This is a genomic window from Pseudomonas sp. HMSC066A08 (assembly GCF_001813025.1).
Lineage (GTDB): Bacteria > Pseudomonadota > Gammaproteobacteria > Pseudomonadales > Pseudomonadaceae > Pseudomonas > Pseudomonas aeruginosa.
The window spans coordinates 114,611-126,203 of the sequence record NZ_KV811295.1 but is presented as its reverse complement, the minus strand read 5'-3'; the positions used below and the strand labels follow the sequence as shown (position 1 = coordinate 126,203).

At 67.7% G+C, this 11,593-nt stretch carries 12 protein-coding genes; 8 read left to right on the top strand and 4 right to left on the bottom strand.

Features of this window, described 5'->3' with window-relative positions:
• Nucleotide 1 precedes the first annotated feature (1 nt).
• Nucleotides 2–1,840, top strand: coding sequence for a nitric oxide reductase activation protein NorD (locus HMPREF2886_RS12605; protein ID WP_070747460.1), 1,839 nt, complete (start codon nucleotides 2–4; stop codon nucleotides 1,838–1,840).
• Between the two features lie 6 nt (nucleotides 1,841–1,846).
• Here HMPREF2886_RS12605 and HMPREF2886_RS12600 read toward each other — a convergent pair whose 3' ends face one another.
• The 3 genes from HMPREF2886_RS12600 to HMPREF2886_RS12590 all read right to left on the bottom strand — a co-directional run bounded on the left by HMPREF2886_RS12600 (nucleotide 1,847) and on the right by HMPREF2886_RS12590 (nucleotide 4,040).
• The gene (locus HMPREF2886_RS12600) at nucleotides 1,847–2,041 is read right to left on the bottom strand and encodes a hypothetical protein (RefSeq protein ID WP_039026906.1); all 195 of its coding nucleotides are present in this window, start codon (nucleotides 2,039–2,041) and stop codon (nucleotides 1,847–1,849) included.
• Between the two features lie 83 nt (nucleotides 2,042–2,124).
• The gene (dnr, locus tag HMPREF2886_RS12595) at nucleotides 2,125–2,808 is read right to left on the bottom strand and encodes a transcriptional regulator Dnr (RefSeq protein WP_033971478.1); all 684 of its coding nucleotides are present in this window, start codon (nucleotides 2,806–2,808) and stop codon (nucleotides 2,125–2,127) included.
• A gap of 353 nt (nucleotides 2,809–3,161) precedes the next feature.
• A complete protein-coding gene (locus HMPREF2886_RS12590) occupies nucleotides 3,162–4,040 on the bottom strand; it encodes a LysR family transcriptional regulator (protein WP_003084893.1) in 879 nt (292 codons plus the stop codon).
• A 101-nt stretch (nucleotides 4,041–4,141) separates the two neighbouring features.
• On the opposite strand from HMPREF2886_RS12590, the gene HMPREF2886_RS12585 reads away from it, so the two are divergent.
• From HMPREF2886_RS12585 to HMPREF2886_RS12570, 4 genes are read left to right on the top strand one after another with little or no spacing between them, the layout of a single operon-like run.
• A complete protein-coding gene (locus tag HMPREF2886_RS12585) occupies nucleotides 4,142–4,843 on the top strand; it encodes an MOSC domain-containing protein (protein ID WP_003084895.1) in 702 nt (233 codons plus the stop codon).
• On the top strand, nucleotides 4,840–5,076 hold the full coding sequence (locus HMPREF2886_RS12580) for a hypothetical protein (RefSeq protein WP_003101561.1): 237 nt from the start codon (nucleotides 4,840–4,842) through the stop codon (nucleotides 5,074–5,076). Before HMPREF2886_RS12585 ends, HMPREF2886_RS12580 begins: the two co-directional genes overlap by 4 nt.
• Nucleotides 5,069–6,250 carry an aspartate aminotransferase family protein gene (locus HMPREF2886_RS12575; protein ID WP_003117940.1) on the top strand — a complete coding sequence of 394 codons (1,182 nt, stop codon included), beginning with the start codon at nucleotides 5,069–5,071 and terminating at the stop codon, nucleotides 6,248–6,250. Before HMPREF2886_RS12580 ends, HMPREF2886_RS12575 begins: the two co-directional genes overlap by 8 nt.
• A complete protein-coding gene (locus tag HMPREF2886_RS12570; protein ID WP_033978007.1) occupies nucleotides 6,250–6,966 on the top strand; it encodes a type 1 glutamine amidotransferase in 717 nt (238 codons plus the stop codon). The genes HMPREF2886_RS12575 and HMPREF2886_RS12570 overlap by 1 nt, the downstream gene beginning before the upstream one ends.
• 74 nt (nucleotides 6,967–7,040) lie before the next feature.
• Here the strand turns inward: HMPREF2886_RS12570 and HMPREF2886_RS34725 are convergent, their stop codons facing one another.
• Nucleotides 7,041–7,304: a hypothetical protein gene (locus HMPREF2886_RS34725; RefSeq protein ID WP_003084903.1), complete on the bottom strand. Its 264-nt coding sequence runs from the start codon at nucleotides 7,302–7,304 to the stop codon at nucleotides 7,041–7,043.
• A 285-nt stretch (nucleotides 7,305–7,589) separates the two neighbouring features.
• Between HMPREF2886_RS34725 and HMPREF2886_RS12560 the strand changes: the two genes are divergently transcribed.
• The 3 genes from HMPREF2886_RS12560 (at nucleotide 7,590) to HMPREF2886_RS12550 (ending at nucleotide 11,583) form a co-directional block, all read left to right on the top strand.
• Nucleotides 7,590–9,086, top strand: coding sequence for a helix-turn-helix transcriptional regulator (locus HMPREF2886_RS12560; protein ID WP_033978005.1), 1,497 nt, complete (start codon nucleotides 7,590–7,592; stop codon nucleotides 9,084–9,086).
• Between the two features lie 374 nt (nucleotides 9,087–9,460).
• Nucleotides 9,461–10,213, top strand: a complete 753-nt coding sequence (locus HMPREF2886_RS12555; protein ID WP_039026904.1) for a COG4705 family protein — start codon at nucleotides 9,461–9,463, stop codon at nucleotides 10,211–10,213.
• An 80-nt stretch (nucleotides 10,214–10,293) separates the two neighbouring features.
• Complete coding sequence (locus HMPREF2886_RS12550) at nucleotides 10,294–11,583, top strand: NAD(P)/FAD-dependent oxidoreductase (protein ID WP_033971488.1); 1,290 nt, start codon at nucleotides 10,294–10,296, stop codon at nucleotides 11,581–11,583.
• Nucleotides 11,584–11,593: the final 10 nt, after the last annotated feature.

The following is an 11,593-nucleotide window of genomic DNA, read 5'->3' as shown; positions in this document are numbered from 1 at the left end:
GATGGCCTTCGCCGTCGAGCTGGAGGAATGGGTCGGCGCCCACTGGCACCGCTTCATCACCCGCCATGCCAGCGGCGAGTTCGAGGCGGCGCGGGTGACCCTGGAGAGCATGCGGCGTCCGCTCGGCATGCTCTTCCGGGCGCTCGGCGGCGCACCGGGGGTAGCCCTCGAGGCGACCCCGGCGCGCCGCCTGCTGCTACGCCGCACCTGGTTGCAGCGGGTCGCCGGGACCTGCGAGCAGGCCCCGGTGTCCTGGTTCAACGGCGATAGCCTGCGCCTGCCGGAGTCCCTCGCGGTCTATCCGCAGGCCGAGCTGAACCGCGAACTGTATCGCTGGCTGGCGCTGCTGGCGGCCAGCGCCGGGCCGCTGCGGCACTGGGCGCAGGACAACCAGCGCTGGGCGCGGCAGTTGCTCGACGCCTGTCCGGCGCTGCGCCCGCGCTACGCCCGGCTGGTCGCCGCGCATCTGCGCCAGCGCCCGTCGCTGGACGATTGCTCGGCGGCAGATGCCGAACTGGAAATCGCCCTGCGCTGCGCGCTTGCCGAGCCGGGCAGCGTCGAGCGCTTCCCGCGAGTCGAGCGGGCGCCCTGGCCGGTGCCGCTGTGGCTGTATCCCGGCGAGCGCTGGACGCCTTCCGCCAGCGCGGAGGACGGCGAGGAAGCGGCCGCCGGCTCCGGCAAGCGCCAGGTCGCCCGCAGCGGAGCGCGCAAGCGTGCCGAGCGCGTCGAGGAGCGCGACAGCGAACGCAACCTGCTGCTGTTCCGCCTGGAAAGCCTGCTCAGTTGGTCGGAGCACCTGGCCCTGGACCGCTGTAGCGACGACGAGGACGACCCGGACGGCGCGCGCGTCGCCGAAGACCTCGACTACCTGTCGCTGTCGCGCCAGCGCACGCAGAAGGGCGGCGGCCTGCGCCTGGATCTCGACCTGCCGGCCGCCGACTACGACGACCTGCCGCTCGGCCCCGGGCTGAAGCTGCCCGAGTGGGACTATCGGCAGCAGCGCCTGCTGAGCGACCATGTGCTGCTGCAACCGATGCGGCCGCGCGGCGCGGCCAGCGCCGGCCTGCCGGCGCGCCTGGAGAAGACCGCGCTGCATCTGCGCCGCCAGTTCGCCTGCCTGCGCGACGGTCGCCAACGCCTGCGCCAGCAGCCGCAGGGCGACGAGATCGACCTCGATGCCTGGCTCGACTTCCAGGTCGAGCGGTGGCGCGGCGGTTCCACCCAGCCAGGCCTGTTCCTCGAACAGCGGCCGCGCCGGCGCGACCTCGCCTGCCTGTTGCTGGCAGACCTGTCGATGTCCACCGAAGCCTACCTCGACGACCAGCGGCGAGTGATCGACAGCATCGTCGACAGCCTGTTGCTGTTCGGCGAGGCGTTGCAGGCGCTGGGTGACCCCTTCGCGCTGTACGGGTTTTCCTCGGTGCGCCGGCAGCAGGTGCGCTGGCAGGTGCTGAAGGATTTCGACGAAGGCTACGGCGGCGAGGTCCGCGGTCGCGTGCTGGCGCTTTCGCCGGGCTACTACACGCGGATGGGCGCGGCGATCCGCCGGGCCAGCCAGGTGCTCGGCGGGCAGCCGCAGAAGCGTCGCCTGCTGTTGCTGTTGAGCGACGGCAAGCCCAACGACCTGGACCGCTACGAGGGCCGCTACGGCATCGAGGACACCCGCCAGGCGGTGATCGAGGCGCGTAGCCAGGGGCTGGTGCCCTTCTGCATCACCATCGACAAGGATGCGGCGGACTATCTGCCCTACCTGTTCGGCGCCGACGGCTTCGCGCTGGTCGAGCGCGCCGGGCAGTTGCCCGAGCGCCTGCTCCAGCTCTATCGGCGCCTGCGTCGCTGAGATGCTTCAGGGAACATCGCGCGGCAGCCAGAGCATCATCCCCAGGCAGAACAGCGCCAGCCCGACGCAGAACCAGGCGAAGCGCCGCTGCCGGCGACGCTGGAGCTGGCGCTGGGAAGCGCTGGGCAGCGGCATGCCGCACTGTTCGCAGGCGCTTTCCGCGCCTTCGGTTTCATGGAGGCAATACAGGCATTGGCGCATGGGCGTTCTCGCGGGCTCGACCCCGCCAGCTTGCCGGCGGACCGGCCGTGGCGCGCTTGACCGCGATCAAGCGGTGGCGCTGTTCACTCGAAGCACTCCAGGCGTTCGCGGTCGAGGATGCTGATCTCGCGGCCGTCGAGGCGGATGATGCCCTCGTCGCCGAGGCGGTGCATGATCCGCGAGAAGGTTTCCGGCTGGATCGACAGGTGCCCGGCCACCAGTTGCTTGGCCACCGGGATTTCCACCCGGCAGTTCTCCCCCGGCGCGTGGGCGGCGAGGGTCAGCAGGTAGCGCACCACGCGGTGGGTGGCGTTCTTCAGGGAAAGCGTCTCGATCTCGTCGATGCGCTGGTGCAGGCGGGTGCTGAGCTTGGCCAGCAGGGCCAGGGCCAACGGGGTGTTGTCCTGCAACTGGCGCAGGTAGGCCTTGTTGGAGAAACGGAACAGCTGGCTGGGCACCACGGCCTGGGCGGTGGCCACGTAGTTCGGGGTGTCCATGAACATCATCGCCTCGGCGAAGGTGTTGCGTTCGTGGGTCACTTCGAGAATTTTCTCCTGGCCTTCCGGGGTCAGCCGGTAGATCTTCACGCAGCCGGAAATCAGGTAGTAGAAGGCGTGCGCCGGCTCGCCCTGGCGGAACACGTAGGCGCCCTTGTCGAGGTTGATCAGGTCGCTGCTGGCGAGCAGTTCCTGGAGCTGGACGGGAGAAAGCGGTTCGAACAGGTGGTGGCTTTGCAGCAACTGCTGGTGGACGCGCTGGAATTCCATGCTGGGAAGGCTCGCGATGATGAGGGGACTGGCCACTGTAGCGGCCCCGGCGCAGATCATCTTGACGCATGGCAAGCTCCCGGCGGCTGGGGATTGCCGTCGGTCCGGCGAGCGGAACTATTACAGCGTGTAAGCCAAGGCTTACAAACGGCGGTGGTTTTGGCTGCTTTCTCCTTCTCGGGGAGATGCGTAATCTTCAAACCGTCAGGACATTGCGCAGGAAGCGCCAAAGACAATACGGAAACTCAGGGAATCCACCATGGATGGTGGCGTAGCACGGATGTCAGGATAGAGGTCTGCAAAACCCCGCCCAAAAGGCGGGGTTTTTTATTGCCCGAGGAAAACCGCGTCGCTCAGACCACGCCTTCCAGCAGCGAGCGCAGCAGCTCGACGCTGGCGTGCTGGCGTTGCGCGTCGCGGTAGACCAGGCCGACCTTCAGCGGGATGCGCGGTTCGCTGAGCGGTTTCCACAGCAGCCGCTGGTTCGAGTGCATCTGCCGTGCCTTGCCCGGTAGAACGGTGGCGAAGCGGGTCTGCGGCAGGCTGTCGAGAATCCCGCTCATGTGGTTCAGCTCCGCCTGCACCCGCGGCCGCCGGCCGATCGCGGCGAGTTGCTCCTGCCAGATCTGGCGCGCGCGGAACTCCTCGCCGAGCAGCAGCATCGGCAGCTCCGCGGCCTGGGCCAGGGAAACCTTCCTGAATTCCTTCAGCGGGTGTTCCTCGGGGATCACCAACTGCAATTCGTCCTCGTACAGCTCGACGCTGTGCAGGCCCGGCTGGCGCGGCGGCAGGAAGCCGATGCCGATGTCCAGGTTGCCGGTGAGCAGGCGCCGCTCGATGTCGATTCCCGACAGTTCGTAGATCTGCACCCGCAGGTGCGGCTGCGCGGCGTGCAGGCGTTCGACCATGTACGGCACCAGGCTGGCGTTGACCGTCTGCAGCACGCCGATCGCCAGGCTGCGCGGGGTCTGTCCGCGGAATACGCGCATCGCCTCGCGGGCCCTTTCCAATCCCTCCAGCAGCGGTACCGCATGGTTGTACAGGGTGTGGGCGGCGACGGTCGGCAGCAGGCGCTTGCCGCTGCGCTGGAACAGCGAGACGTCGAGGTTCTGCTCCAACTGGCGGATCTGCTGCGAGAGGGCCGGTTGCGACAGGGCCAGACGTTCGGCGGCGCGGCCGACGTGGCCTTCCTCGTAGAGCGCGACGAAATAGCGGAGTTGGCGAAAATCCATAAGCTGTTCTTATCGATGAAACTGGAAAATCGAAATGGAGTGGCTCCCGCGTGAGGCACTAGTCTAGCTGCATTGGCGGTACATCGGGTGGTCGCGGAGCAATGGAGCAGATAGTCGTAAACGGTGTTTTCATAGGTAAAGTCGAAGAAACCTGGGGTGGATTGGTCAGCGCGATCGACAAGCTGCCGGTCGAGCAGGAGTTCTGGCTGGGCCACGATGGCCTGCCCGGCGACGAACAGGCCGACATCCGCCACCACGGCGGCCTCGAGCGCGCTCTTCATCACTATCCCGCCGAGCACTACCGCTACTGGCGCAAGCGCCACCCGCTGAACCGATGGCAACTGCCGGCGTTCGGCGAGAACATCTCGACCTACGGCATCACCGAAGCCGAGGTCTGCATCGGCGACCAGTTCCATTGGGGCGATGCCCTGCTGGAAGTCAGCCAGCCGCGTTCGCCCTGCTATCGCCAGGGCCAGCGCTGGAATCTTCCCGAGCTGCCCGACGAATTGCAGAGCGGCGGCCGCTGCGGCTGGTTCTATCGGGTCCTGCGCAGCGGCATGGTGACTCCCGGGGACGAGCTGAAGCTGGTCCAGCGGCATTACCCCGAGCTGACCGTCGCCCGCCTGTTGCAGTGGTATTTCGGCGATCCCCTGGAGCCTCTCGGGTTGCGTCAGATGATGGCCTGCGACGCGCTCTCCCAGCGTTGGCGCAAGACAGCGGCGAAACGTCTGTCCAGCGGCGTGGTGGAAGACTGGGGGCCGCGCTTGCGCGGACCGTCGGATTACCGGGAGCATGCCTCTTGAGCGACTACCTGATCACCCTGAGCCAGTCCGGTCGGCTGTTGGCCAGCATGACGGTGAGCGCCGCGCGCTTTGCCGAGGTGCGCGAGCTGATGCGCCAGCGCTTCCCCGCCGGCGACGGCTTCGAACTGCGCATCGAAACGCGTCGGGAAAGCCGCCGGCTGCTGGAACAGGGGCCGCAGGGCGTGCGCCTGCTGGCGGTGGAGTACATGACCGAGGAACTGAAAGATGGCTGATGCGCTGGATAGCCTGCGCCTGATGCGCACCCAGGAACGGCCCGAGCAGGTGTTCGTCCGTGGCCAGGGCTCGTGGCTGTGGGACAGCGACGGACGCGCCTTCCTCGACTTCACCCAGGGCCTGGCGGTGAATTGCCTTGGGCACAGTCCCAGCGTGCTGGTCCAGGCCCTGGCCCGGCAGGCGCGGGAGCTGGTCAGCGCCGGCCCCGGCCTGCTCAACCGGCCGGTGCTGGCATTGGCGCAGCGCCTGTGCCTGGCGACCGGCAGCGACCAGGCCTACTTCCTCACCAGCGGCGCTGAGGCCAACGAAGCGGCCATCGCCCTGGCGCGCAAGTGGGGCCGCCTGCATCGCGGCGGCGCGCAACGGATCGTCAGCACCGTCAACAGCATCCATGGACGCACCCCGGGCACCCTGACGGCTTGTGGCAAGCCGGCGCAGCATGGCCTGGAGGGATTCGCCAGGGTGCCGTTCAACGACCTCGACGCCATGGCCGCGGCCATCGACGAAGAGACGGTGGCGGTGATGCTGGAGCCGGTGCAGGGCGATGCCGGGGTGATCCCGGCGACCCTCGACTACCTGCGTGGCATCGAGCGGCTGTGCCGGCAGCGTGGCGTCCTGTTGATCCTCGACGAGGTGCAGACCGGCATCGGCCGCTGCGGCGCGCTGCTGGCGGAGGAGCTGTACGGGGTACGCGCCGACATCGTTACCCTCGGCAAGGGCCTCGGCGCCGGGGTGCCGCTGTCGGCGCTGCTGGCGCGTGGCAACGCCTGCTGCTTCGAACCGGGCGACCAGCTTGGCACCCACCACGGCAACGCGTTGATGACCGCTGCCGGGCTGGCGGTACTGAATACCGTGCTGGAGCCGGGTTTCCTGGAGCAGGTGCGCGAGCAGGGCACTCACCTGCGCGATGGCCTGGCCCGTGTCGCGCGTCGCTATGGACATGGTCCGCTGCGCGGCCAGGGACTGTTCTGGGGGTTGCCGCTGATCGGCCAGCGCGCGCCGGCGGTGGTTCGCGCGGCGTTCGGCGAAGGCCTGCTGATCAACGCGCCGCAGCCGCATTGTCTGCGTTTTTCCCCGGCGCTGACGGTGAGCCGGGCCAACGTCGACGAAATGCTGCGGCGACTGGAACGGGCCCTGGCCCGGGTCGCCAACCGACACGAGGAGGTGGCCTGATGCGCGCCCTGGTATTGCAACACGTTCCCTTCGAAGGCAGCGCGCGGATCGGCGACTGGATCGGCCGCCACTGCGAGCACGAGCACGTCTGCTACCTCTACGCCGACGCCCACCTGCCTGCGCTGGACAGCTTCGACCTGCTGGTGGTGATGGGCGGGCCGATGAGCGTCCACGACGAAGCGCAATATCCCTGGCTGGTGGCGGAGAAGCGTTTGATCCGCGCGGCGCTGGATGCCGGCAAGAAGGTCCTCGGCATCTGCCTCGGCGCGCAGCTGCTGGCCCAGGCGCTGGGGGCCGCGGTGCGCCCGGGACGCCAGGCGGAGATCGGCTGGTGGCCGCTGCACAGGTACAGCCAGGCGCTGGGCTCGCCGCTGGGCGAGCGCCTGCCGGAACGGCTGATGGCGTTCCACTGGCACGGCGAGACCTTCGACCTGCCGGCCGGCAGCGTGCCGCTCTATGGTTCGGCTGCCTGCGCCAACCAGGGCTTCATCTGGAACGAGCAGGCTATCGGTCTGCAATGTCACCTGGAAAGCACCGCGGAGAGCATCGAGGCGCTGCTCGATGCCTGCCCGCAGGACCTGCAACGGGAAGGGGCGGTACAGAGCGCCGGGAGGATCCGCCAGGGTATCGCGCATTGCCGCGAGGTGGCGCCGGTGCTGTTCCTGTTGCTCGATTACCTGGCGCATCGGCCGGCGGAGATCGCACGCCGGGCCTGATCGCCAGAAAGATTCCTCTGTCCTCGCATGCGCCTCCGGACGTCGTTTTGGTCCTGTGGGGCGCTTTTTTTATTCTAGGCTGCGTGCTTTCCCAACCAGGGCTCCAGTAGCGCCAGGTCGCGACGCAGGCTTTCGGCGAACAGGTGCAGGCGGGTGGGGTTGTCCAGCTCGCCGGGCTGGATGCCGACGAAGGTGAAGGTTTCGTCGTGCTCTCGGGCGGCGACATTGATACTGACGGTGCCGTCGTAGTGCATCCGGCACTGGCAGTCGTAGCCTTCCAGCGCCTGGTTCAAGCTGCGCTGGATCTCGCCGAGATCGGGGTGCTTGTTCTTGCTCATCGCATCGCTCATGCAAGGGGATGGGGCTTTCTTCTCGTGCAGGGCGAGTCGGGTGGATGCGTCGACGACCTCGGGACCGAGGGACGGCGTAGCCTCCCGGCCGGCGCGGTGTCTGGGCTTCCCGCCCGGACATTGCTTCCTGTATCGCCAGGGTAGGGGTGCCTCCGCTATCGTTTCGCGATGCAAATGCACTAGCACCACTAGTGCAATCGTCACGCGTGCGCGGTCAGGGCGGGCGGGCATCCTTGCTGCCCCCGGAAAATCGCTCCATCCAAGAGGAACAGCATGAACGACCAGGTACTGCGTACCCAGACCGATCGCCGCCAGTTGCAGCAGATCATCGCCGGCCTTACCGAAGGGGTGATCCTGATCGAGCCGGACCAGCGCATCCTCTGGGCCAACGAGGCGGCCCTGGCGATGCACGGCGTCGATTCGCTGGAAGGCCTGGGCGCCGATACCGGCGAGTATCGCGAGCGCTTTCGCCTGCGCTACCGCAACAATCATCCGCTGCAGGAGGGTCAGTACCCGGCCGAGCGCCTGGTGGCTGGCGAGTGCTTCAGCGACGTGGTGGTGGAAGTGTTCCCCGCCGCCGACGAGGACACCCGCTGGGTGCACCGCGTGCGCGGGCTGGTGTTGACCACTCCCGAGGACAAGCCAGACTGCCTGGTGCTGATCCTCCACGACGCCACCGAGTGGGCCAGCGCCGAGCAGCGCTTCGAGAAGACCTTCAACGCCAACCCGGCGCCGGCGGTGATCTGCCGGCTCAGCGACTACCGCTACGTGAAGGTCAATGTCGGTTTCCTGGAAATGACCGGCTATGCCCGCGACCAGGTGATCGGCCGCTCGGTGTACGAGCTGGACGTACTCGACCAGGCCGAGCGCCGCGAACTGGCGGTGGAGCGTCTGGGCGCCGGCGAGACCATCCCGCAGATGGAAGCGAGCCTGCGGGTGGCGGAGGGCGGACGCAAGTGCGTGGTGGTCGCCGGGCAGCCGATAGAGGTCGGCGAGGAGGCCTGCATGCTCTTCACCTTCACCGATCTCGAACCGCGGAAGAAGGCCGAAGAGGCCCTGCGCAAGAGCGAGGAGCGCTTCGCCAAGGCCTTCCGCATGGCTCCGGTGCCGAGCCTGGTGCTGTGCGGCGACGACCTGCAGGCGCTGGACATCAACCAGGCCTTCAGCGAAACCTTCGGCTACCAGGCCGAGGAACTGCTCGGCGAGTCCACCGTCGCCTGCGGGCTGTGGCAGGACGGCGGCGCCGAGCGCCTGGGCGAGCTGCTGGCGCAGAGCGGTAGCGTGCGCAACGTCCAGCTGCGCCTGCAGCACAAGGATCGCAACGGCCTGGACTGCCTGGTCTCGGCCGAGGCGGTGAGCCTCAACGAGCAGGACTGCGTGCTGGTGGCCTTGCTGGACATCAGCGACCGGCGGCGCACCGAGATGGAGCTGGTGCACGCCATCGAGACGGTGATGCAGGACGCTTCCTGGTTCAGCCGCACCCTGATCGAAAAGCTCGCCAACGTGCGCCGCGCCAACGCGCCGGGCACCGGCGCCGAACTGGCCGACCTGACTGCGCGCGAGCGCGAGGTGTTCGACCTCATCTGCCAGGGCCTGGCGGACAAGGAGATCGCCAAGGAACTGGGCCTGGCGCCGAACACCGTGCGCAATCACGTGGCGACCATCTACGCCAAGCTCGATGTCCACAGCCGTGGCGAGGCCATCGTCTGGGCACGCGAACGCGGATTCGCACCGGAGCCGCGCAACGGAAACGGCCACGGGCGCAAGTAGAAGGGTACGAATGCACCAGTCGTCCTGGTGCATTCGTACCTGTCGTTCGCCGTCGCTGCTGCCGAAACTGGCCAAGCACGCCCGGCATGCCCCCGCCCGTGGCCGTGCACTCTTTCTCCGCGTCGCGCCGGGCGTCGTCCGGATGGCTGTTCCCCTCGCCAGGTGCGGCTTGGCGGGGGGCTTTTTGCGGCCTCCGCCACATCCCCTTGATCATTCCTTGACCGGCTTTTCACGTCCGCGCCGGCATCCTGCCGCCTGTGAAACATCCGGTTACAGCTATTGCCGTGCCGGAGCACCGGGGGAGGGCGGGACTCGCGAGCGGGTCTCTCTGGCGTCTCCGCCCGCCAGCAGCCTCATTCCGGAGCATCCCGTCCATGAACAAGCTTCCGCAGATCACCCTGGCCTTCTGGGTGATGAAAATCTGTGCCACCACCCTCGGCGAAACGGCAGGTGACCTGTTGTCGATGACCCTCGACGTCGGCTACGCCCTCAGCTCGCTGATCCTTCTCGGCGCATTCCTCGCCACCCTGCTCGCCCAGCTGCGCAGCGAACGCTACAACCCCTGGCTGTACTGGCTGGTGATTCTTTCCACCAGTACCGCCGGGACCACCGTTTCCGACTTCATGGATCGCAGCCTCGGCCTCGGCTATGCCACCGGTTCGGCAATCCTCCTGGGTCTGCTGGCGCTGGTCTTCGTCTCCTGGCGCTTGTCCGGGGAACCGCTGGCGGTGGAGCGCATCCGTTCGCGCCGGGTCGAGTTGCTGTACTGGGTGGCGATCCTTTGTTCCAACACCCTGGGCACCGCCCTCGGCGACTTCCTCGCCGACGACTCCGGCCTTGGCTTCGCCGGCGGCGCCCTGTTGATCGGAGGCCTGCTCGCCCTGGTGTCACTGGCCCACTGGTTCACGCGGATTTCCGGGGTGTTGTTGTTCTGGATCGCCTTCGTCCTGACCCGGCCGTTCGGCGCGACCCTTGGCGACGTCCTGACCAAGCCGCACGAGAAAGGCGGCTTGGATTTCGGCACGGTCGGTTCATCGCTGGTGCTGCTGAGCATCCTGGCGCTCTTCGTCGCTTATGCCGCCTATGACGGCAGTCGCAGCAGCGACCGGGTCGGCGCGACCAGCTAAGGACGGCGCCCGCTGGTCTTGTGAAAATAATCGTGCTATTTTTCATGAAAAATAAGCATGATAATTTCACGGAGGTCGCGATGTTCCTGCAATCCAACGAGCATGTCGGCACTTACTACGCCGCCGTCAATCCCGAACTGATCCAGCCGCGCGAGGCGCTGGAGGGCGACCTCGACTGCGAGGTGCTGGTGGTCGGCGCCGGTTTCAGCGGCTTGCACACCGCGCTGCGGCTGGTCGAAGGCGGACGCCAGGTATGCGTCATCGAAGCCAGCCGGATCGCCTGGGCGGCCTCCGGGCGCAACGGCGGGCAGGCGCTGCCCGGCTGGTCCAGCGACCTGCCACCGCTGGAGGCCGACCTCGGCTACGAAGGCGCACGCCGTCTCTGGGACGGCATGCTCTGGGCGGCCGGCGAGATGCGCGAGTTGCCGCAGCGACATGGCTTCGACTGCGACTACCGGGTCGGCCACCTATGGACGGCGATCCTGCCGCGCCGGGTCGGCCTGCTCTACGACTGGCAGGCCGAGGCCAACCGCCGCTGGGGCTACGAGGGGCTACGCTTCGTGGCGAAGGACGAGTTGCCCGAATGGATCGCCAGCGAGCGCTACCTTGCCGGTCTCTACGATCCCCACGCCGCACACCTGAATCCGCTCAAGCTGGCGTTCGGCCTGGCCGCTGCCATCGAGAGCGCCGGCGGGCGTATCCACGAGCGGACCCGGGCCCTGAACTATCGCGAGGAGGGCGACGGCTACCGGGTCCGTACCGAGCACGGCGAGATCCGCTGCGCGGCGCTGGTGCTGGCCTGCAACGCCTACATCGACGGGCTGGACAGCGAGCTGTCGCAACGGATGCTGCCGGTGGGCACCTATCAGGTCGCCACTGAACCGCTCGGCGAGGAACGGGCGAAGTCGCTGCTGCCGCGTAACTGCTGCGTGACCGACAACCAGTTCGTCCTCGACTACTTCCGCCTGACCCCGGACCACCGCCTGCTGTTCGGCGGCGGCTGCACCTACCTGGGCGGCATGCCCAGCGACATCCGCGCCGCCACCCGGCCCTATCTCGAAAGGGTGTTCCCGCAGTTGCGCGGGGTGGCGCTGGAATACGCCTGGGGCGGGCATATCGACTGCAGCATGCGGCGTACCCCGGACATCGGCCGGCAGGGTAACCGCTACTGGCTGCAAGGCTACTCCGGCCACGGCGTGCTGCCGAGTCTGGCGGCGGCCAGGGCGGTCAGCGACGCGTTGCTCGGCGACGACGAGACCCTGGCGCTCTATCAGCGGCTGCGCAATCCGAAGTTTCCCGGCGGCCAGCGCTTCGCCGCGCCGCTGGAAGCCCTGGGCAAAGCGTATTACCGTTTGCGCGACCTGTTCTGAGAGGGCCCGG

Excerpts from the sequence above, each read along its gene's own strand:
- HMPREF2886_RS12590 (WP_003084893.1), bottom strand. The coding sequence starts at position 4,040 with ATGGATTTTCGCCAACTCCGCTATTTCGTCGCGCTCTACGAGGAAGGC.
- HMPREF2886_RS12570 (WP_033978007.1), top strand. The coding sequence starts at position 6,250 with ATGCGCGCCCTGGTATTGCAACACGTTCCCTTCGAAGGCAGCGCGCGG.
- HMPREF2886_RS12575 (WP_003117940.1), top strand. The coding sequence starts at position 5,069 with ATGGCTGATGCGCTGGATAGCCTGCGCCTGATGCGCACCCAGGAACGG.
- HMPREF2886_RS12560 (WP_033978005.1), top strand. The coding sequence starts at position 7,590 with ATGAACGACCAGGTACTGCGTACCCAGACCGATCGCCGCCAGTTGCAG.
- HMPREF2886_RS12555 (WP_039026904.1), top strand. The coding sequence starts at position 9,461 with ATGAACAAGCTTCCGCAGATCACCCTGGCCTTCTGGGTGATGAAAATC.
- HMPREF2886_RS12585 (WP_003084895.1), top strand. The coding sequence starts at position 4,142 with ATGGAGCAGATAGTCGTAAACGGTGTTTTCATAGGTAAAGTCGAAGAA.
- dnr (WP_033971478.1), bottom strand. The coding sequence starts at position 2,808 with ATGGAATTCCAGCGCGTCCACCAGCAGTTGCTGCAAAGCCACCACCTG.
- HMPREF2886_RS34725 (WP_003084903.1), bottom strand. The coding sequence starts at position 7,304 with ATGAGCAAGAACAAGCACCCCGATCTCGGCGAGATCCAGCGCAGCTTG.
- HMPREF2886_RS12605 (WP_070747460.1), top strand. The coding sequence starts at position 2 with ATGGCCTTCGCCGTCGAGCTGGAGGAATGGGTCGGCGCCCACTGGCAC.
- HMPREF2886_RS12600 (WP_039026906.1), bottom strand. The coding sequence starts at position 2,041 with ATGCGCCAATGCCTGTATTGCCTCCATGAAACCGAAGGCGCGGAAAGC.
- HMPREF2886_RS12550 (WP_033971488.1), top strand. The coding sequence starts at position 10,294 with ATGTTCCTGCAATCCAACGAGCATGTCGGCACTTACTACGCCGCCGTC.